Origin of the sequence: Vibrio vulnificus CMCP6, assembly GCF_000039765.1 — a bacterium.
GTDB classification, from domain to species: Bacteria; Pseudomonadota; Gammaproteobacteria; order Enterobacterales; family Vibrionaceae; genus Vibrio; species Vibrio vulnificus_B.
On sequence record NC_004459.3, the window covers coordinates 2,835,905 to 2,856,279 of the forward strand.

The following is a 20,375-nucleotide window of genomic DNA, read 5'->3' on the forward strand; positions in this document are numbered from 1 at the left end:
TAGCTTAGGGAGAAAGCTGTGCCTATTCGTATTCCAGATCAATTACCAGCCGCCGATGTTTTGCGTACTGAAAACATCTTCGTAATGAGTGAAACCCGTGCAGCAAGCCAAGAAATACGCCCACTAAGAGTGCTGATTCTCAATTTGATGCCGAAAAAAATAGAGACAGAAACTCAGTTTTTACGCCTGCTTTCCAACAGCCCACTTCAGGTTAACGTTGAGTTACTGCGCATTGACGATCGCCCGAGCAAAAATACCCCAACCGAACATCTCGATAATTTTTATCGTCAGTTTGAGATGGTGAAAAACCGTAACTTCGACGGCCTGATCATCACTGGCGCGCCGCTTGGTTTGGTGCAGTTTGAAGATGTCATTTACTGGGATCACCTCAAAACCATTATGGAATGGGCCAAATCCCATGTGACTTCCACCCTCTATGTTTGTTGGGCAGCACAAGCTGGGCTCAAACTGCTCTACGACTTGCCGAAGAAAACGCGTAAAGAGAAGCTCTCTGGCGTGTATCACCACCGTATTCACAAACCTTACCATCCGGTTTTGCGTGGTTTTGATGATTCTTTCTTGGCGCCCCATTCTCGCTACGCCGATTTTTCGCCAGAGTATCTCGCAGAACACACCGATTTGGATATTCTCGCCACGTCTGACGATGCAGGCGTGTACCTAGCCACCACCAAAGATAAGCGCAACGTCTTTGTTACTGGCCATCCTGAATATGACCCGCACACGCTGCACAATGAATACATTCGCGATTTGGGTGAAGGCATGGAACCGGCGATTCCGGTTAACTACTACCCCAACGACAACCCAGATAATCCGCCAATTGCAAGCTGGCGTAGCCACGGCCACCTGCTTTTCTCGAACTGGTTGAACTACTGCGTCTACCAACAAACGCCTTACGATCTCGATCATTTCAGCGAAGAAGCGTTTACCAAGGACGAATAGCGCCACACGAAATCAAACCGTTCTTTTACAACAGGCCGCCTTTCACGTGGCCTGTTGTCGTTTATGCCAGACTCTCGTTTATGCAAAGTGACTCGCATTGTCGATGTCGATTGGTAGGCAATAGACCCCAAGGATTTATCATCTCTTCAGGCCACATTAAAAAGAACGAAAACGATGAAAAAACAAACTCTTCTTTTGCCGCAATTGGTAGCACTTACCCTTTTGACTGGGTGTGTCACAGTCACTGAAGGCCAAGCACAAAAAGATCCGGACCCAATTGGCATGGCAGAATCTCGCATTGCCTTGGGGCTTGGCTATCTAGAAAATGGCGCGATGATCAAAGCCCATGACAACTTACAACAAGCCCTGACTCACGCTCCTGATTATTACCGAGCGCAACTTTCCATGGCCCACTACTACGAGCGCGTTGGTGAAAACGGCAAGGCCGAGGATATTTATCAAAAATCGGCTCGTCAGCACCCAAAAAACGGCAACGTATTGAACAACTACGGCACGTTTTTATGTAAAAAGGGCGAGTATGACAAAGCGGATCGTTTGTTTAATCGTGCCATCGAGCAGCCTTACTACTACTTGATTCCTGCCAGTTATGAAAACGCCGCGTTTTGCGCTCTGAAGGCGGGCGACAATGTAAAAGCGCAAACCTATTTTACTCGTGCGATTGACTACGACCCACACCGTCCCAAATCGGTGCTCAACCTCGCTAAGTTGGAAATCGATACCGGTAACTACACCCAAGCGCGCCTGCGTTTGATGCGCTTCCACCAAAGCTATGGGCTGCAAATCCCCTCGCTTAAACTGATGATCGATTTAGAAGACAAAGCAGGCAATGTGGCGCTGGTGAAGAAGTATCAGAGTGAGTTGGACAAATTGACGGCCCGCCAAGGCTAGCGATTGCTGGTGGATGAATTCAAAAGACGCGACTAACAAAAAACCTCTGCCCAAAAAGCAGAGGTTTTTTATGGTTTTACCGCCCACATGACTCAACGTCTTGAGGTTGAGTTGCGGATTTTGTAGCGATCTTTTCGGTGCGTATTGCGTAACTTACGCACCTTCGTTTTTCTCTTAATCGTCAGATATTCACGGTAAATAATCCGAATAAACGCAATTAAGCCAATGATGAGCAGAATGGTAAAAACGCTCAGGAAGCTTTCACACAGCCAATCTGGCTGACAGGGTAGATAAATTTCAAAATCCATCGCATGCCCTCCTATTACGCAACCTATTCGTTTTTAACTCGGGATGATTGTCTCCATCACCCTCGCAGTTTGATCCACTCTCCTCTTTGTTGTTTGTCCATAAATGACCAAGCAACAAAGCGACTGACCTTTTGTCCTTGGCTCATTTCGACGACACGAATACTGCGTACACCTAATTTTTCCAACTGTTTACGTAGAGGTCTTACGTTGTCTTTCTTCGAAACGAGCGTACTGAACCACAAAACCTGATGGGCAAAACGCTCACTTTCGTTCGCCATGCGCTTCAAGAAGGAGGATTCTCCACCTTGACACCACAACTCAGAATTTTGACCTCCGAAGTTAAGTATAGGTTTGTTTTTCGAGATTTTTTGTGAACCAGCTTTTGCTGTTACACCTTTTTTCAAACGGTTGGCGGCGAGGTTGTCTAATTTTCGTTGCGTGCCAAACGCCGCTTCCTGTGCCGAAGCGTGAAATGGCGGGTTGCATGTCGTCACATGAAAGTAGTCTGTGGGGCCAATAATGCCTTGGAAAATATGCTGTGACTGGTCTTGCAATTTGAGCTCAAGCTGCCCCTGCAGCACAGGGTTAGAGTCAGCAATGCGCTGCGCTGACTCAATCGATTTAGGGTCAACGTCACTACCCGTGTAGCGCCAACGATAGTCACAAATCGCAATAATGGGATAGATGGCGTTTGCACCGACACCGATGTCCAACGCCTGAACTTTCTCATGAGGAAATTTACCTTTCACCTCTCCTTCCAAGAGCTCCGCTAGACGATGGATATAATCCGCACGCCCGGGGATTGGCGGGCACAAATAGCCTGCTGGGATGTCCCAATTTGCTACTTGGTAGTAAGCACTGAGCAGCGCTTTATTGAGCATTTTTACTGCCGTTGAATCTGAAAAAGAAATACTCGCCTCACCTTTAGGATTTTTGATCACAAAAGGAGCAAGCGATGGCAGCGCCTGCGTTAACTTAGCAAAATCGTAACGCCCTTGATGTTTGTTGCGCGAATGCAGCCCAGCACGCGTCACTTTGACAAAATCACAATTCGATTCAGACGCACTGAGATCACGACTCTTTTTCGTGCGCGGTTTTGGGGCTCGTTTCGCAGGCTCTAATGGCTTGGCGGATTTTCGTTTGTTCGTCATTATTTTTTTGCTTCCTGAGCTTTTAAATCGAGGTAAATCATAAACAGACGAGCATCCAGCTCCAGTTGGTGATAATCCGGCTCCATGTAGCAGCAAAGAGAGTAAAAGGCTTTATCATGCTCTTTCTCTTTAATGTGCGCCAACTCGTGCACAACCAACATGCGCAGCAAAGGCTCCGGCGCGTCTTTAAACACATTGGCAATGCGAATCTCATTTTTCGATTTGAGTTTACCGCCGTGGTTGCGAGAGACGACACTGTGCAAGCCGAGCGCGTTGTTAATCAGATGAATTTTCCCGTCGTACACCACTTTACTGATGGGGCCCGTTTTCTTCATAAACTGGTTCTTAATCTGCATCGCGTAGTCAAACAACGCTTTTTCACTGCGAATGTCGTGACGCACAGGGTAGCGTTTATCAAACCAAGGAATTAAACGTTGCGACTCAATCAATTGGGCCACTTGCTGCACGATATGCTGCGGGTAACCCTGAATGTAGCGAAGTGACGGATGCATCATGGAATCGGACCTGATCATTTTTCAAAGCGCGCTAGTTTACCTGACTCCGCCCCTTGAATCATCGCTTTTTCTTTTCGTCCGCAGCGAAATTGGCTACACTTGCGCCCCTTTTCATTACATGGCAAGACAAGATGAAACGTGTCGTCCTCTATATCAAAGACAAATGTCCACATTGCAAAGATGCGCAGCGCTATCTGGATAGCAAAGGCATTCAATACCGCTTGTGTAATGCCAAGATGCATCGCGGTCGTAAAGAGCTGGACGCGATTGGTGCGCGCTCTGTGCCTGTACTTAAAATCGGTGACCGTTTGATGATTGGTTGGAACCCAAAGAACTTTGAACGCATGTATGGCGATAAGTGATTACAGCTAAACATACTGCTTTATAAATTCGATAAAGGTGCGATCCGCCACCGACAGATAGCCGCCACGTCGCCAAGCCAATGCTAGGTTCAGAGTGACGGGCGGAGAAAATGGCACGCCGACCACGCCACTCTCATTCTCGGTCACCAATTGAAGCAGCGCAGTAATGGCAAACTCTCGCTTTACGATCTTCAAAATCAATGGCAATAGATTGGTTTCAAAAGAATACTGCATTTCAATGCCATGCTGCTGGCTAAAGTGATCGAGAAAATCGCGGTGGAAATAACCCGATTTGAACATCACCAGTTCATGTTGAAAAAACTCTTCAAAAGTGAGGGATGCTCGTTGCGATAACGAATGCTCACTGCCAACTACCGCCATCATCTGGCTAGAGAACAGGTGGTCTATTTCTAAATCGTCCGGTACGTCGTTTTCCGTGATCACGCCAATGTCCAAATCCCCTTCAAGCAGCATCTTACGAATCGACTGCGTCCCCGCTTCAATCAGTGTCAATTTTAGATTGGGATAGTGACTTTTAAACGCCATTAAAATTTCTGGAAAGAAGTAGCTGCCCATCATGCTTGGCGCACCAAGGCGCACCTCACCTTTCTCAAGCCCTTTCAGTTCATTCATCGCCAACTCGGCATCATGCAGTTGCTGCACAACACGTTTGGCATGCTCATACAAGGTTTGCCCTTCCGTTGTCAGTGCGATCTGTTTGTCATCACGCTTAAATAGCGTCACACCGAGGCTTTGTTCGAGCTTTTTGATTGAGACACTCAAGGCAGGCTGCGCGATATGCAAAGACTGAGCTGCACGAGTGAAATTTTTCTCTTCGGCCACCGCCAAAAATTGTTTGAGTTGTTTCGATTCCATCTAGATCAAAAATATATCGTCATCATATTTTTAATATATTTTGTTTATCACGACGTGACTGATACTGTGCTCACAAATCAGTAGGAGAATTAAGATGTACGAACTCGGCAGCTCTCAGTATCGCCATATCACCATTGCCTTAGCACTCGGTTCGTTTTTAGTTTTCTGTAATCTTTACCTCTTTCAACCTATGCTGCCTAAATTGGCGTTGGAATACACGGTATCGGAAACACAGGTAAACTGGGTATTTGCCGCCACCACACTGGGTTTATCCCTTAGCCTTGTCCCCATGGCGGTGTTGTCTGAAAAAATTGGCCGACGCACGGTCATGTTGGCGGGTTTATTCGCCATTCCACTGTGCAGTGCCGCTCTGCTGCTTAACGACTCTTTCTTGTTTATCGTCATTTGCCGAGCGCTCCTTGGGGTGGCGTTGGCGGCCTTTGCCGCCGTTGCGGTGGCGTACATGGCGGAAGAATTGCACCCCAAAGCGTTTAGCCACGCCATCGGCGGTTACATTGCGGCCAATTCACTCGGCGGCATTAGCGGACGAATCAGTGGCGGTTTGATGTCCGATTGGTTTGGTACCACGGTCGCAATTGAGGTGATGCTGGTCTTCACGCTACTGGGCGTGATTGCGGTGAGTTTTTTGCTGCCCAAGCAGAAACATTTCTCCCCCAGCACTCACAGCTTATGGCAACACAATCAGACCATCGTCCAGCACCTGCGCCACACCCGAGTTTGGTTGGCAATGGTGATCGGCGGGCTCAATTTTGCCCTTTTCGTTAACCTCTATTCAGTGATGGGATTTCGCCTGGTGGCGGAGCCGCATGGCCTACCCGTTGGCCTCGCTTCATTGATTTTTTTGTGTTACCTCGGCGGTACCATCAGCTCCAAATACACCGGCAAATGGAATCAACATTTTCATCCGGTCAGCGGCATGTTGCTGGGCGCGGCGATCAGTTTGTTTGGTATGCTAATCACTTCGATTGAACATTTAGCCGCCATGTTTATCGGTTTAGTACTGATTTCCTTCGGCGCTTTTTTCACGCACACTTTGGCGTATGGATGGGTCGGGCAAAAAGCCACTCATGCAAAAGCAACGGCAACCGCGATGTATCTGGTGCACTACTATGTAGGCGGTAGCCTTGGCGGATTCTTCTTGCTCTATTGCTGGCAACATTGGCAATGGAATGGTGTGATCATCGCAGCGCTGACTATGTATGTGTTGCTGTTTGCCGTGATACTGCAACTGAAAAAACCCAAATACGCGTGCATGGAAGAGGCCTTGGTCAAGCATACTTGAGTCGTCAAAGGGGATAGGATTGAACCCCACGAGTGGTTATACTGCCCCCTCAACACGCAATAGAATACGATCATGACTCAAAGCTCAACACAACAAACCATTCATCAAGAAGTGAACCAATGGCTCAACGATGTGGTGATTGGTTTAAATCTCTGCCCATTTGCCGCCAAACCGCAGCGCAATCAGCAAATCAAAATCCACGTCAGTGATGCCGATAACGAAGAGTTGTTGCTGCAAGATATTCTCAGCTTGCTGATGGAGCTCGATCAAACGGAGCCCAGTAAGTTAGAAACCACGCTGGTTGTTATCCCTAACATGCTCAGTGATTTTTGGGATTACAATCTTTTCATCGATTGGGTAGAAGCCTTGATCAGACAACAAGATTGGGAAGGCGTTTTCCAAGTGGCCACCTTCCATCCGGACTACTGTTTTGGTGGCGCCGAGCCAGAAGACGATGAAAACCTCACCAATCGATCGCCTTATCCGATTTTTCATCTCATTCGGGAAGAAAGCATGGAAAAGGTGCTGCGCCATTACCCTGATCCTGAATCGATCCCTGACACCAACATTGCTCGTGTTTCAGCGCTCAATGAAGAAGAACGTAAAAAGCTATTCCCTTATCTTTTTCGCTAAACAGCAAGGGCAAAGAACATCAACCAAATCTGAGGCAGCGGCCATGCACACTGAACCACAAGTGACGCTGCTTCAATTGGCAAGGGGATAGAGCTTACCTCTAGGCTCTGGTATCATTCGCCCTTACGTAAAACTATTGGAAAAACACATGCAATTGTCTCAACTTACCCAAGACATTTTTGATCACCTGTACCGTGACATCACTGAGTTCCGTAGCACGTTTGATTTGCCTGTGGCTGCACCTGAAAGCCTAGATGAAAAAGCGGACACGCTGCACACCTCTTTGATCATTGAAGAGATGACGGAGTTGGCAGAAGCGGATAGCAAAACAGAACAAGCAGATGCGATTGTTGATTCGGTCTACGTGCTTATGGGTCGCCTAGTCCACCTTGGCGCGGCAAACGTTGAAGACAATCTTGATATCAGCTACTTGATTGATCTGCTGCTAAACGTCGCCAAAAATCGTGGTATCGACTTTATTCCATGCTGGGACGAAGTGCACTCAAGCAACATGAGCAAAGTGTGCCGCAATGAACAAGAATATGCCGACACTGAGAAGTTCTATGCAGAGCAAGGTGTTAAGTTGATGGCGGTGCAAAAAGGTGATTACCTGATTGCAAAATGTGCCGAAGATTTCGAAGGCGAAGGCAAAACGATTCGTGCTGGTAAGGTATTGAAATCGGTATACTACCGCCCTGCAGACTTGGCTCCACTGACTCAGTAAGCCATCTGTTCTCAGTTGGCCATCCGTTTTTAGCAAACCAACTGTTTGATGAAGCTAGCCCGCTAAGTGCGGGCTTTTTATCGGCTTTCAATAAAAGCTAAGTGAAAATCAAATACGGCTGCCCGTCAACGGCCACTTTTTTCACTGGCGTTTCAAATACCTGTTGTAGATTTTCCACACTCATCACTTCGTCTGCGGAGCCATAAGCGGTTAACACGCCTTGGTTGAGCAACAACACCTTGTCCGCATGTTGATAAACACGATTGAGATCATGATTGGCGACAATCACCACCAAGCCTTGCGCAGCCATTTCATCGATAAGTTGATACAACCACTTCGCTTGGGCAACATCCAGTGGCGCGGCAGGCTCATCCAAGATCAGCAATTGCGAGTAAGGATTTAGCGAGCGCCACACTTGCAAGCACACCGCAGCTAGACGCACGCGTTGCCATTCACCACCCGAGAGGGCCTGCACGCTACGATGCAACTTGTCTTGCATTTGCACCAACTCCACCACTCTACGCACAGCCGCTTGAACCTCTGGCTCAGCCACATGCCTTCCAACCGGTAACGAGAGCGCCAACATCTGAAACACATCGACGTTAAACGCCGGTCTCGATTGCTGGCACAGGTAAGCCCGATAAATCGCTTGTTCCGCTAAAGGCAGCGTGAGTAAAGAGGTCTCGTTGATCAACACTTCCCCCTTGACTCCTTCACGCGAGCTCAGTGTGCCCGCAATGGCTGACAATAAGGTACTTTTTCCAGAACCGTTTGGGCCCGCGACATACACTTTTTCACCTGCAGCGCATTGAAAAGACAGGGGTAAAAGCCGATTTCCGACACTAATATAATTAATGTGCATCGTGGCTCCTTATCAGCATCCAGATAAAGATGGGCGCGCCAATGGTGGTGGTCATCACCCCCAGCGGCAGCTCTGCCGAATCCAATAAGGTTCTTGCCCAAATATCAGAAAAGACCAGTAACGTCGCCCCGGCAAACGCCGACAGCGGCAACAAGAATCGGTTTTCGGAACCAAATGCCATGCGCAGCAAATGAGGCACGACCAAACCAACAAAACTGATTATGCCGCCAAGGGCCACCGCACAGCCAATCAAGATGGAGATCGCCAAAATCAGCCGCCAACGTACCTTGTGCACATCAACGCCCAGCTGCGCAGCGTGCGTTTCACCGAGCATCAGTTTGTCCAAGGTTTGCCCCTGCAGACAGAGCCAAACCAAGACCGGAAGCAACACGAGTGTCACCAGATGATGGTGCCAACTTGCCCCGCCAATGCTCCCCATTAGCCAATACATCAGTTGACGCAAACTGAGGTCGTCACTGAAATAAAAGGCCCAAGTGACAAACGCGCCCGACAAAATACCGAGCGCCACCCCCACGAGGAGCATTCTCGAGGTCGACAAGTGCATCGCTCTTGCCATCCCCACCAAAATCAACGTAAAGACCAAGGCACCAATGATCGCTGCCAGCATAAACACCGTTGGCGTCGGCATCACTGGCAATAAAAAGAGCGCAATCACCATGGCCAAACTTGCCCCGCCGGAGATGCCTAACACACCAGGTTCAGCAAGCACATTGCCAAGCAAGACTTGTAACGTCGCCCCCGAGACCGCTAATGCCGCACCAATCACCATTGCCGCCACCAGTCGCGGCAGGCGCAGATCAACCAACAACTTGTGTTCAAAGCTGCTCAAGGAAGAAAACGGAGAAAGAAAGACTTCACCCACCATCAAATAGAGAGCAGAGAGAACCAAAAGCACAGCCAACATCACCAATAAGGTGGCTCGCCATCGCTTCTCTTTGTGGGCTATCAGTTGGTGCAGTTCCATGGGCAATGATTCAATTCGCTCGCTAAACAAAAGGCTTAACTCTAACGTTAAGCCTTTCAGAAATAAACCATTAAACTCGCTCTCTTGTTGCTCTTAAGCAGCCAGAGAGCAAAAGAGCTTAATCGTAAACCAGTTGATCGTCTTCAAAACGGGCTTTGACCTCACAAACCATTAGTGCGGCGCGTTGACCAATCGCCACGTTACGGTTAGGGAACACAATCGCTTCATTGTCATTCTTCGCCATCAACGGCTTATCACCATCGTGGCCAAACACTTCACCGTGCATAAACGAGGTAAAGTTTTCCACTTGATCGTCAAATCTGAAATCGAAGTCTTGATGCAAACGAACAATGGTGCGGCTAACACGATAAGTAATGGCTGGCTTAGGCAAATGCTCTGGGGTCACTTCTGCGATTAAATCACGCATGGTCAAATCCAACGCCGTAAAGCGCTCTAACTCATTCTCACCAATGCGAGCGACTCGGCCTAACTCCATCGTCAGTGCTTGAGCAGAATAGTATTCTGCACTAAACCAACTAAACGTACTGGATGGTGAGTTAGAGAGCAGCAACGCTTCGACATGGCTGTGGTTGACAAAATCGACCAACGCTTTTGAACGTGTCGGATGGCGTGTTTTCGGACTGATCGCGAACGAATAGTGCTTCGACGCTCGTATCGCGCAATGCAAATCTAAGTGCCAACGGCTTTCTACGGGCGTATTATCGAAAAACGCTTTCACCAATAACTTCAGTTGATCGGCAATCACCAACTCTTTGCTTGGCTGATGCTCTTTTTCATCAAACAGACGGTTGAGGTTTTCTTCAATAAAACGCGTGTGCGCATTGGTCGCTTCTGGATGAGCGATGATAAATAAACAACGCGCTTGCACATCTTGAAAGCCCGTTTCGATATCGTGAACAATCTTGTCAATCAGTTCCATCGGTGCGGTTTCATCACCGTGGATCCCTGACGATAAAATGATATTTTTTGTTTCCGCGCTGTTGTTTGCCGGAATGACTTCTAACACACCACGCTGATGCAGCTGCAATCTTACCCCATTGCTTAACGTCGTCGCTTTCGCCTCGACAGATTGCTGCATATTTAGGGTGTCTGACAAAAACGATTGGCGAAAGAGAGAATTCGTCATGCGTTACTCCTTAATTGCACGGCGGTATGTTAATAAAATGTACACAACATTTATGTTGCTAGGATCTCACTTATCAAGAGAAATCGAAGTTTTCACCGCAAAAAGCCAAGAATTGCGTTCATTCTGGACGATTTGCTGACTGAGATCACCGTCACCGAACACTTCTTAAACAATAACAGTATGTTAGGGAGTGAACTCTACCACATCCCTAACCATTTCCGTTATAACAAGATCACGGAATTTTATTTTCCGATCTGCACCAATAGTTGTTCAAATTCATCCACTTTTTCACGGATACGTTCGATGCTCTGTTGCCAGAAATCCGCTTGCGTCAGATCCATTTGCAGATGCTGCGCGACCACCTCTTCCGCCATCATCGCCCCTGTATCTCGCAGCAAAGCGACGTAATCACGATAGAAAGACTCTCCCTTTGCCGCACGCTGAGCGTAGATGCCTTTCGAGAAAAGGTAACCAAACAAATAGGGGTAGTTGTAGAAACTGATTTCTGAAATCGAGAAATGAAGTTTGCTGGCCCAGAAATAGGGATCGGATTCTGACATTGAATCGCCATACCACGCTTGCCAAGTTTCACTCATCAACAGGCAAATATCATCCGCCGACAATTCACCGCTGGCACGACGCTCATAGAACGCTTTTTCAAATTCGTAACGTACAGGAATATTGATGGTGAGCGCGTAAGCAGAAGAGAGCTCTTCCCACAACATTTCCAGTTTCTCTTCAGCGGTGACGGCTTGTGCAATCAGGTAATCCTGAACAATGTTCTCCGCAAAAATAGACGCCGTTTCTGCCAGCGTCATTGGGTAACGCGTTTGACAAAGGGGCATGTCTTTCATCACCCAGTTGTGGAACGCGTGCCCGAGTTCATGGGCCAAAGTCAGCAAATCCGAACGGCTGCCCGACCAAGTCATAAACACCAGCGGTGTACGGGTGGCCGCTAGTTTAGTGCAGTACGCACCGAGGCGTTTATTTTCCGAAGGCGCAGCATCAATCCAGCCATTTTCCACCATGAGGTCAACAAAGCTTGCCATCTCTGGGTTGACTTGTGCAAACGCATTGCGGATCAGTTCAATCGCTTCATCAAAGCCATACACTTTGGCCTCGCCATCAAACGCTGGCATTGCGGCCAAGTGATTCCAAGGCTTCATTGCCTCTAAGCCATGCACACGCGCCATTAGCTTCCCCGCCTTCTGGCCAACCGAGCGACTTTCCTTTGCCACAGAGATCATGGTTTCTAAGGTCTGAGCCTCAATACGGCTCTCATAAAGGCTTGGCTCTAAGAAGTGGATATTGCGTTGGTGCGAGCGCTTTTGGTATTCGGTTAAACGCCAGCCAGAAAGCGCATTCAAAATTGCCGCAAAGGTTTCACGATGTGTTGCCATTGCGTTTTGAATCCCACGCCACGCGGGTTCTTGACGAGAGAACTCGGCCCCATAAAGCAAACTGGCGGCTTGAGAAAAGCCAAGCGTTTCTTGTGTGCCATCTTCAGCATCTAGGGTGATTTTTAAGGTGCCAGTCAGGTTGTCGTAGAGACGGCCCCAACCATCGCGCCCGTCCACCTGCATCGCAGAAAGTAGTTGTTCCTCAGACACACTCAAGCTTTGATCCGCCAGCTTACGCAGCTGAGCAATGGAAAATACTTGACCAGCCACATCGGGATTATTGCTCTCTAAAACGTCGGCGATGAAATCGTCATCTGCGTGCATTAGCGCCAGTTGGTATGGGCTAAATGCCTGTTCCATTTCAGAACTTAGCTTGGCCATGCGTCCAACCAAAGCTTTGGCCTGAGGATGAGTCACATCCACCGAGGTATAACAGTTGGCAAAGGTGTAAACCGTCGAAAGTAAACGCCCTGCGGCTTCTCGGGTGACGATGGCATTTTGCATCACGCTCACCACTTCACGCTGTGACGCTTGTGTATTGAGCAGTTTGATGCACTGTTCGATCAGTTCGATATCTTGTTCGATACGAACATCGTTTAAATCTGCATAGGCAATAGAAAGATCCCAGCTTGGCGCGGTCATTCTGTGTTCCTTATGAATCTGTGACTAATCGACTGGATGATTCGTCTGTTCTTCCCTGATAGAGAGAGGCATCCCGATCATTTTGACTGTCGGAAACTGCGTTTGGTCACTATCGGTAAAAATCGTTATGTGTGTCAGACTTGCGTTCTCAATGGCCAAGTTTTGATACCAGTGAGGGCTTTGCCAGTCTACACCCAAAAGGTGAGCTAAGATAAGTCGAATTACACCACCATGAGTGATGATTAACACTTTGCGATGTTCTGCGCTGATGATTTGCGACCAGCACTGCACTACCCTTTGCTGAAATTCAGCCAACGTCTCGCCCTCTGGCAAAGAGGCATTGGCAGGGTCTTGCCAAAAGGCGTTGAGGAGAGGCCACAGATAGTCTTGAGTATCAAAAGGCACTCCGTCTAACAAACCAAAGTCCATCTCTTGCAGGTCTGCTTGCAATTGAATTGGCCAATGGTGTTGTTGACCCAGCAACTCAGCCAAGTCATGGCATCGAGAGAGAGGCGAGCTCACGATGAGTTCAACATCGTCATGCTGAGCGAACAACGCTTCGGCAATCGCTTGCTGACGATCCGCCGGTACCTTGGCATCGGTTCGGCCAAATAAACCCGCTTCCGCTGCTGTTTTGCCATGACGCAGTAAGATCACTTCCATCGTATTTCCCTATTGATGACCACTCGATTTCAGTATGAGGGGTAACCCCGCCGCGACAAGAGTGACGTTGTCACAAATCTTGGCAAGTGATTGATTCATACGACCGGCATTATCCACAAATAGGCGGCTGATTTGCCCTAAAGGCACCACGCCTAACCCCACTTCATTGGAGACCAAAATGATCTGCGCTGGGCTTTCTTTCACAACGGATGCCAACTGGGCAACCTTTTGCTCCAGTTTTTCGTTGCTCGCTTGCTCACCAAACTCAAACAGCCAGTTATTGAGCCACACCGTTAAACAATCCACCAGCACCACATCATCAGCACCAAACTGCGAGAGCCGCTCTGCTAAGTACAGCGGCGCTTCATGTTCACACCAACCTTGTCCACGTTGCTGTTGGTGATGGTGAATTCGCTCTGCCATTTCTTGATCAAAAGGCACCGCAGTGGCGACGTAGTGGCATTTTGCATCATGTTGTTGAGACCATTGCCGCGCAAGCTGTTCAGCAAAACGAGATTTACCCGAGCGAGCCCCACCCAACACCAGCGCTTTGTTGGTTGAATAACTCATCGTCACTGCACCACCGCAATCAGAACCAAATAAATGCCGAGTTCCATCAATTGTTGAGCCCCGCCCAAGCAATCTCCGGTAAACCCGCCCAAACGCGCCAGCAGCCAACGTTTGAATGCCCAGCGGAAGAGGATCGCAAATAAAATCAATAGCAAACCAACACCTAGCCCTAAGCTGATTGCCGCTAATACCCCCGTGAGGATCAGTATCGCCAGCTCCGTGGAGGATTGTGCATTCGCCAATGGCTTGCTTTTACTGGTATCGCTGTCAGAGACATAAGGCATGTCGTAAATCAGTGTGGCGGCAACGGCTCGGCTCAAGGTGTAGGCGACAACAATCATCAAGCCAAAGTCAGGTTGACGTGCCAACGTGGTGAGAAAAACGAACTTACCTATCAGCGCCATGGTTAATGTGGCGCTGCCATAGGTTCCGATACGACTGTCCTTCATAATGGTGAGGCGTTTGTCGAGCGTCATCCCTCCACCAATGCCATCCGCCATGTCAGTGAGTCCATCTTCATGGAAGGCGCCTGTCAGCAGTAAGCTAAACGCCATCATCAGGACAATCGCCACCTGATAAGGGAAAAACAGCGATGCAAACGCATAAACCAGTACGCACAGTAAGCCAAGCAACGTACCGACTAAAGCAAAGTAACGCCCAGCCTGATTCATTCTTTCATCACTATACGGTGTTGATTTCGGCACAGGCAAACGGCTAAAAAAGCTCACCGCCAAACAAAACAATTGGTACTGATACTGCCAGGTTTTCATATCAAACCGTTACTCCTGCGCTTTCGAAGCTTGCCATATTGTTGTAAAACTGCGCCGCCGCTTTTAATAGTGGGTACGCCAGTGCAGCTCCCGTTCCTTCACCAAGACGCAGCCCCAAATCCAACAAAGGCTTCGCTTCAAGGAGTGACAACACAATTTGGTGCCCTTGTTCTTCGGAGCGATGAGCGAACAACAAGTAGTCTCTCACCTCCGGTTTCAGCAACGTCGCGATATAGGCCGCGACCGAAACAATAAAACCGTCCACTAGCACTGGGGTTTTATGCTCAGCCGCAGCGATAAACGCGCCAGCCATGGTCACGATCTCAAACCCGCCGACTTCAGCGAGGATCGCATTAACCGATAGACCTTCACAGCGCCCCACGCCTTGCGCCACGACTTTAATTTTGTGCGACAGTTGCTCTTCATTAATGCCCGTACCTCTGCCGACACAGTGATCCACTTCGTGGCCAGATAACGCACTGAGCAGCGCCGCGGCAGAGCTGGTGTTGGCAATGCCCATCTCGCCAAACATCAATAAATCTGCGCCTTGAGCGATTTTCTCTGCCGCTATTTGTTGACCATTGCGCAAAGCTTGTTCGACTTGCTCAATCGTCATGGCCGACTCAAACGCAAAGTTGGCGGTGCGTGAGCCCAAACGACGTAAGATGAGATTCGGGGCGTCACTGTCGACAGGCAACAAAATGCCACAATCAACCACCGTCAGGTCGATGCTATGAAGCGCGCAAAAGCAGTTTATCGCCGCGCCACCTGCGAGAAAATTCAATACCATTTGTTGTGTCACCGCACTCGGTGCGATGCTCACCCCTTCATCCGCGACACCGTGGTCACCGGCAAAAAGCAGCATCTGCGGCTGCTTGAGCTCAATATGCGTTGCCGCTTGCTCTTTACCTTGGCTTTGGATGAGTGCCAATTGTAAGGCGACTTGCTCGAGTTGCCCCAGTGCGCCTAGCGGTTTGGTTTTGTTGTCGATGATGTGCTGGATCTCAGCGGCAAATTGTTGCTCTAACATAACTGTCCCTGTTGGTGTCGAAATGGCGTAAAAACAAGAAGTTCTCTAGTGTACAGGCGAAGGGATCGTGGAGAAAGAGTCAAGATACGCTTCATCGAGGGAAATGGCGGCAGACAGCCATTTTCTGCTGAGCACCCATTTGACTGATCGCGACTTAACCGTGGCCATCTCTGCGCTTCGATTTTCTCAAATTGCGAATCAAAACCACATTTTTTGCACAAAGTGCGCGGTTTCAGCACTCAACGTCCCCGAAACGGCGTTCAGATGATGGCATAGGATATGCAGGGATTATCCTGTCTCCAACACACTGAGGTACCTGTTATGTTTGCCAATCAAAGTCGTAGACCGAAATCGGGTGGCAATGCGAAGCGCCCTCAGAACAATCGACAAGTTCCATTGTCGATGACCTAACTCCCACACAGGGCCCTTTCGGGCCTTTTCTTTTGTTACCGCCATCAAACCCTCGAACGCTTTCCATTGCTAAACTCAAGAGAGTTCAACAAGATAACCCTCTTGATGGTTTTAGGAGCAACACGATGACGATTCGTGGTGAAAACACAGCAGTCATAGTCGCTGGCGGGACAGGCCTGGTGGGGTCACAATTGATTGAACAGATCTTACCGCATGAAGCAATCAGTACACTTTACGCCTTAACTCGCCGCCAAATTACCGTCAACATTCCCCAAGCGATCAAACTTGTTAATCTGATCGAGCCCGATTTGCTCATCTCCGATTGGCCAGATGAAAGAGCGAGGCCCACGGTAGGCTTCATCTGTTTAGGAACAACCAAAAAGCAAGCCGGAAGCCAAGAGCAATTGCGTCAGATTGATGTTGAACTGGTGTGCCAAGTCGCTCAAACCATGAAATTGCTTGGTGTCACACGAGTCGCAGTGGTATCAAGCCTCGGCGCAGACGCACAATCGCGCTTCCATTACCTCAAATGTAAAGGACAGATGGAGCGTGCTCTCATGAATATGGGCTTTGAACAGCTCGTCATCGTTCGCCCCGGCCCACTCAAGGGCCAACGCCACGCCTCGCGCAGTGATGAAAAATGGTTGCAACGCCTGATGCGCCCGTTTGTACCCTTAATGCGCGGCAAGCTCCGCAATTACACCCCTATCGATGCCAAAGAGGTCGCGCTAGCCATGCTCTATCGCGTTTTTGCACCTCATCCACAGAAAGTGGAAATTCTGCATAAAAACGAGATGGTTAAATTGCTCGAACAATACCGCTAAACACGGGAACTCATTGCCAGCAAGGGCTCACAATGGTCTAATACACGCTTCGTTTGAACGCTAGGTAAGCCGAATGCAGCAAGACAATCAGCCCACTTTCTTCTTTTTTGACTATGAGACTTGGGGAACCAGTCCAGCAAAAGATCGCCCATCGCAATTTGCTAGCGTTCGTACCGATGAAAACTTCAATATCATCGGCGAACCATTGGTGATTTATTGTCGCCCACCTGCCGATTATTTACCGGCCCCCGAAGCCGCACTCATTACCGGAATTACGCCACAAAAAGCGCAGAAAGAAGGCTTACCCGAGCCAGAATTTATCGCAAAAATCCACGCAGAGTTGTCGCGTCCGAACACCACTAGCCTTGGCTACAACAGCATTCGCTTTGATGACGAAGTCACGCGTTATACCTGCTATCGCAATTTCCTCGATCCCTATTCATGGAGCTGGCAAAACGGCAATTCACGCTGGGATCTGCTTGATGTGATGCGAGCTTGTCACGCATTAAGACCGGAAGGCGTAGAATGGCCGGAAAATGAAGAAGGCTTTACCAGCTTTAAACTGGAGCACCTTTCTGTGGCCAATGGCATTGAACACAGTAACGCCCATGATGCGATGGCCGATGTGATCGCCACCATCGAAATGGCGAAAAAAGTCAAAGCCGCGCAACCCAAATTGTTTGATTACTTCTTTAGCATGCGCCATAAGCGTAAGCTCAATGAGCTGATCGATATTGTTAACATGACCCCTTTGATGCATGTCTCTGGCATGTTAGGCCGAGAATGTCAATACACCAGTTGGATTGTGCCGTTAGCTTGGCACCCGACCAACAACAATGCGGTGATTGTGGTCGACTTAGCCAAAGATCCTCAACCCCTCTTTGATTTGGATGCCGATGCGCTGCATGAGCGTCTTTACACTCGTCATGATGAGCTCGGCGATTTATTGCCTGTGCCAGTTAAATTGGTGCACTTGAATAAGTGCCCGATTTTAGCGCCAGCCAAAACCCTCACAGCGGAGAACGCCGCCAATATCGGCATCGACCGAGAACAATGTTTGGCAAACTTAGCCCTTATTCGCCAGCATCCAGAAGTGCGAGAAAAGTTGGTGCAGCTGTTCTCAATTGAACGCGAGTTCGAGAAAAGTCATGATGTCGATACCATGCTGTACGACGGTTTCTTCTCGCCTGCCGACAAAGCCTCGATGGACATTATCCGCCAAACCGATCCAACGCACCTTGCCGCTTTGGACATCACGTTTAACGATAAACGCATCGAGCCACTGCTGTTTCGCTACCGTGCGCGCAATTACCCATGGACGTTGGATGAGAACGAACAGCGCCGTTGGGCGAATCATTGCCGCGAATACTTCGAAAGTCGAATTGAAGAGTACATGCTTAATTTGGAAAACTTAGTTCACGAACATGAAAGTGACGAAAAGAAAATGGCGATATTAAAATCCGTGTACCGCTATACTGAGAGCTTGATCTCATAATTGCTGGGAGCCAAAGGGCTCCCATTATAAAAATGACTCCCTAACTATGAAATTCTCCCCCAAAGATTTGTTTGGCCTTGTTCTATCATTTGGCCTTATTTTCCTAGCCCTGACGATTGGATCAGGCATTCAGCACTGGACAGGAACCTCAGTGCCAGGAAGTGTAATAGGGATGTTGGTGCTGTTCGTATCGATGGCGATTGGCTTGGTCAAAGTCGAATGGGTCAAACCGGGCGCAAGCTTATTGATTCGCTACATGATTTTGCTTTTTGTGCCCATCAGTGTCGGGCTGATGGAGCATTTTGACATGCTCATCGCCAACGCTTTACCTATTATTGCCAGCGCGATTGGTGGTTCACTCATCGTATTAGTCAGCCTTGGTTGGCTGCTGCAGCGCATTCTTGGTAAGGAGGCGTAATCATGTGGTTACTTGTTACTATTGCCGTCTTCTTATTTGCCCGTTGGCTTGCCATCAAAATCAACAATCCTTTGGCTAACCCGCTACTGATCAGTATCGCTATTTTGATTCCGATGTTGACGGTGTTAAAGATCCCGTTTGAAACCTATTACGCGGACAATCAATGGATCAGCTACATGTTGCAACCTGCGGTGGTCGCCCTTGCTTACCCTTTATATGAGCAGTTGCCTCAAATTAAAGCCAATTGGCGAATCATTGCCTTAGCATGCACTTTAGGCAGTGTCATGTCGATGCTCACCGCCATGCTCATTGCCGTCGCCTTCAAGGCAGACATTAGCTTGATCGCTAGCCTGCTTGGTAAGTCAGTCACAACGCCGATTGCAATGGAAATCTCAAGCCACTTAGGAGGCGAAGCCGCCGTTGCTGCTATTCTGGTGCTGCTCGTTGGGCTGTTTGGGGCAATCCTTGCCTACCCAATCTATAACTTGCTTGGCATTAAGCACCCTATCGCACGTGGACTCACCATGGGGACAGTTTCGCATGCACTCGGTACCGCGACCTGCGTGGAGAAAGCACCGGGCGACGCCGCCTTTTCTTCTTTAGCGTTAGTACTGTGTGGCATCATCACTTCTATTCTCGCACCAAGCTTTTTCGCCCTCGCGGTTTGGCTATACGGTTAACACCGACTTCTGACTAAGACGCCCTCTTGCTTATGCTGAGGGCGTTTTTTTATTCACGCTTTTATACAGTGCTATACAGTAGTTTTACTGTTCATCTTACCAATCGACTCAGCTACCAGTGATATTCGTCACAAATCCTCATACTTATCACTACGTACCAAACGAAATATAAACCAATAAAAATCAAATAGATAACAACATATCTTTTTCATCAGACAATCAGTTTAGGTGAAAAATCCAACAAAAAGAGTTGATCAATCGCCTTAAAAAAACTACTGTATACACATACAGCATGTATAAAGGAACAGTAAGATGCAGATTCAAACTCAAACTCGACCCTATTCTCGTTTTAACGTGTTAGCTCAGCCAACCGTACCTATGAATGTTTCTGATCAGTTGTTGCAAAAGCTGGCTAATCTTTCCGCTCAAAACCAGTGGATTTTGTTTACAGCCGAGTGCCCAAGACCTGACTTTGCACAACTTACTGCTTCCAATATCCGCTGCCAGAACGTCATCCAGATGAAAACTTCTCAGACGATGACTGAAATGGAGATCGTGATGAAAGCAATTCGCTCTGGCAATGCCGCTGCGGTTGTCGCATCCGATCAAATCGATTTGATTAACCAATCTTTGCTTAGCGATCTCGCTCGCGAGTATGGCTGTGAAGTGTTTTTCGTTGAAGGCAGAGCACACAAGTATCACTAACAAGTTCAACGTTATCCATCCTGCATCTCGCC

The 20,375-nt window shown here is 48.5% G+C and carries 23 protein-coding genes; 11 read left to right on the top strand and 12 right to left on the bottom strand.

All coding sequences use genetic code 11. The features are described from left to right. Positions 1-18: 18 nt before the first annotated feature. Positions 19-960 carry a homoserine O-acetyltransferase MetA gene (metA, locus tag VV1_RS13215; protein WP_011080607.1) on the top strand — a complete coding sequence of 314 codons (942 nt, stop codon included), beginning with the start codon at positions 19-21 and terminating at the stop codon, positions 958-960. Positions 961-1,134: 174 nt separating this feature from the next. After that, the gene (pilW, locus tag VV1_RS13220; RefSeq protein WP_011080608.1) at positions 1,135-1,869 is read left to right on the top strand and encodes a type IV pilus biogenesis/stability protein PilW; all 735 of its coding nucleotides are present in this window, start codon (positions 1,135-1,137) and stop codon (positions 1,867-1,869) included. A 92-nt stretch (positions 1,870-1,961) separates the two neighbouring features. On the opposite strand, the gene VV1_RS13225 is transcribed toward pilW, so the two are convergent. The 3 genes from VV1_RS13225 to VV1_RS13235 are packed head-to-tail and all read right to left on the bottom strand — an operon-like array spanning position 1,962 to position 3,840. Continuing rightward, positions 1,962-2,177: a hypothetical protein gene (locus VV1_RS13225; RefSeq protein ID WP_011080609.1), complete on the bottom strand. Its 216-nt coding sequence runs from the start codon at positions 2,175-2,177 to the stop codon at positions 1,962-1,964. A 56-nt stretch (positions 2,178-2,233) separates the two neighbouring features. Continuing rightward, positions 2,234-3,328: a 23S rRNA (adenine(1618)-N(6))-methyltransferase RlmF gene (gene rlmF, locus VV1_RS13230; RefSeq protein ID WP_011080610.1), complete on the bottom strand. Its 1,095-nt coding sequence runs from the start codon at positions 3,326-3,328 to the stop codon at positions 2,234-2,236. Further along, positions 3,328-3,840 carry a YgjP-like metallopeptidase domain-containing protein gene (locus VV1_RS13235; RefSeq protein WP_013571934.1) on the bottom strand — a complete coding sequence of 171 codons (513 nt, stop codon included), beginning with the start codon at positions 3,838-3,840 and terminating at the stop codon, positions 3,328-3,330. Before VV1_RS13235 ends, rlmF begins: the two co-directional genes overlap by 1 nt. A gap of 134 nt (positions 3,841-3,974) precedes the next feature. On the opposite strand from VV1_RS13235, the gene VV1_RS13240 reads away from it, so the two are divergent. Beyond that, on the top strand, positions 3,975-4,205 hold the full coding sequence (locus VV1_RS13240; protein ID WP_011080612.1) for a glutaredoxin family protein: 231 nt from the start codon (positions 3,975-3,977) through the stop codon (positions 4,203-4,205). A 6-nt stretch (positions 4,206-4,211) separates the two neighbouring features. On the opposite strand, the gene VV1_RS13245 is transcribed toward VV1_RS13240, so the two are convergent. Next, entirely contained in the window at positions 4,212-5,081 is an 870-nt protein-coding gene (locus VV1_RS13245) for a LysR family transcriptional regulator (protein WP_011080613.1), read from the bottom strand. 94 nt (positions 5,082-5,175) lie between these two features. On the opposite strand from VV1_RS13245, the gene VV1_RS13250 reads away from it, so the two are divergent. The 3 genes from VV1_RS13250 (at position 5,176) to VV1_RS13260 (ending at position 7,741) form a co-directional block, all read left to right on the top strand. Then, a complete protein-coding gene (locus VV1_RS13250) occupies positions 5,176-6,384 on the top strand; it encodes an MFS transporter (RefSeq protein WP_011080614.1) in 1,209 nt (402 codons plus the stop codon). Positions 6,385-6,456: 72 nt separating this feature from the next. Continuing rightward, positions 6,457-7,017 (top strand): DUF1415 domain-containing protein, encoded by a 561-nt coding sequence (locus VV1_RS13255; RefSeq protein ID WP_011080615.1) that lies wholly within the window; start codon positions 6,457-6,459, stop codon positions 7,015-7,017. Between the two features lie 148 nt (positions 7,018-7,165). Further along, entirely contained in the window at positions 7,166-7,741 is a 576-nt protein-coding gene (locus VV1_RS13260) for a nucleoside triphosphate pyrophosphohydrolase family protein (protein ID WP_011080616.1), read from the top strand. A 97-nt stretch (positions 7,742-7,838) separates the two neighbouring features. Here the strand turns inward: VV1_RS13260 and btuD are convergent, their stop codons facing one another. From btuD to cobT, 8 genes are all read right to left on the bottom strand, one after another. Next, positions 7,839-8,603: a vitamin B12 ABC transporter ATP-binding protein BtuD gene (btuD, locus tag VV1_RS13265; protein WP_011080617.1), complete on the bottom strand. Its 765-nt coding sequence runs from the start codon at positions 8,601-8,603 to the stop codon at positions 7,839-7,841. Then, entirely contained in the window at positions 8,593-9,588 is a 996-nt protein-coding gene (btuC, locus tag VV1_RS13270; RefSeq protein WP_011080618.1) for a vitamin B12 ABC transporter permease BtuC, read from the bottom strand. The genes btuD and btuC overlap by 11 nt, the downstream gene beginning before the upstream one ends. Positions 9,589-9,706: 118 nt before the next feature. Next, on the bottom strand, positions 9,707-10,735 hold the full coding sequence (locus tag VV1_RS13275) for a succinylglutamate desuccinylase (RefSeq protein WP_011080619.1): 1,029 nt from the start codon (positions 10,733-10,735) through the stop codon (positions 9,707-9,709). 242 nt (positions 10,736-10,977) lie between these two features. Beyond that, a complete protein-coding gene (locus VV1_RS13280; RefSeq protein ID WP_011080620.1) occupies positions 10,978-12,777 on the bottom strand; it encodes a M3 family oligoendopeptidase in 1,800 nt (599 codons plus the stop codon). Positions 12,778-12,801: 24 nt separating this feature from the next. After that, positions 12,802-13,440, bottom strand: coding sequence for an alpha-ribazole phosphatase (cobC, locus tag VV1_RS13285; RefSeq protein WP_011080621.1), 639 nt, complete (start codon positions 13,438-13,440; stop codon positions 12,802-12,804). Positions 13,441-13,449: 9 nt separating this feature from the next. Then, complete coding sequence (cobU, locus tag VV1_RS13290; protein ID WP_011080622.1) at positions 13,450-14,010, bottom strand: bifunctional adenosylcobinamide kinase/adenosylcobinamide-phosphate guanylyltransferase; 561 nt, start codon at positions 14,008-14,010, stop codon at positions 13,450-13,452. A gap of 2 nt (positions 14,011-14,012) precedes the next feature. After that, complete coding sequence (locus VV1_RS13295; protein ID WP_011080623.1) at positions 14,013-14,780, bottom strand: adenosylcobinamide-GDP ribazoletransferase; 768 nt, start codon at positions 14,778-14,780, stop codon at positions 14,013-14,015. 1 nt (position 14,781) lies between these two features. Next, complete coding sequence (cobT, locus tag VV1_RS13300; protein WP_011080624.1) at positions 14,782-15,810, bottom strand: nicotinate-nucleotide--dimethylbenzimidazole phosphoribosyltransferase; 1,029 nt, start codon at positions 15,808-15,810, stop codon at positions 14,782-14,784. A gap of 536 nt (positions 15,811-16,346) precedes the next feature. On the opposite strand from cobT, the gene VV1_RS13305 reads away from it, so the two are divergent. The 5 genes from VV1_RS13305 (at position 16,347) to VV1_RS13325 (ending at position 20,343) form a co-directional block, all read left to right on the top strand. Beyond that, the gene (locus VV1_RS13305; RefSeq protein ID WP_011080625.1) at positions 16,347-17,045 is read left to right on the top strand and encodes an oxidoreductase; all 699 of its coding nucleotides are present in this window, start codon (positions 16,347-16,349) and stop codon (positions 17,043-17,045) included. 73 nt (positions 17,046-17,118) lie between these two features. Further along, entirely contained in the window at positions 17,119-18,540 is a 1,422-nt protein-coding gene (gene sbcB / locus VV1_RS13310) for an exodeoxyribonuclease I (protein ID WP_011080626.1), read from the top strand. A 46-nt stretch (positions 18,541-18,586) separates the two neighbouring features. Further along, complete coding sequence (locus tag VV1_RS13315; RefSeq protein WP_011080627.1) at positions 18,587-18,958, top strand: CidA/LrgA family protein; 372 nt, start codon at positions 18,587-18,589, stop codon at positions 18,956-18,958. A 2-nt stretch (positions 18,959-18,960) separates the two neighbouring features. Further along, entirely contained in the window at positions 18,961-19,638 is a 678-nt protein-coding gene (locus VV1_RS13320) for an LrgB family protein (RefSeq protein ID WP_011080628.1), read from the top strand. 312 nt (positions 19,639-19,950) lie between these two features. After that, entirely contained in the window at positions 19,951-20,343 is a 393-nt protein-coding gene (locus VV1_RS13325; protein WP_011080629.1) for a SulA-like leucine-rich domain-containing protein, read from the top strand. Positions 20,344-20,375 lie beyond the last annotated feature (32 nt).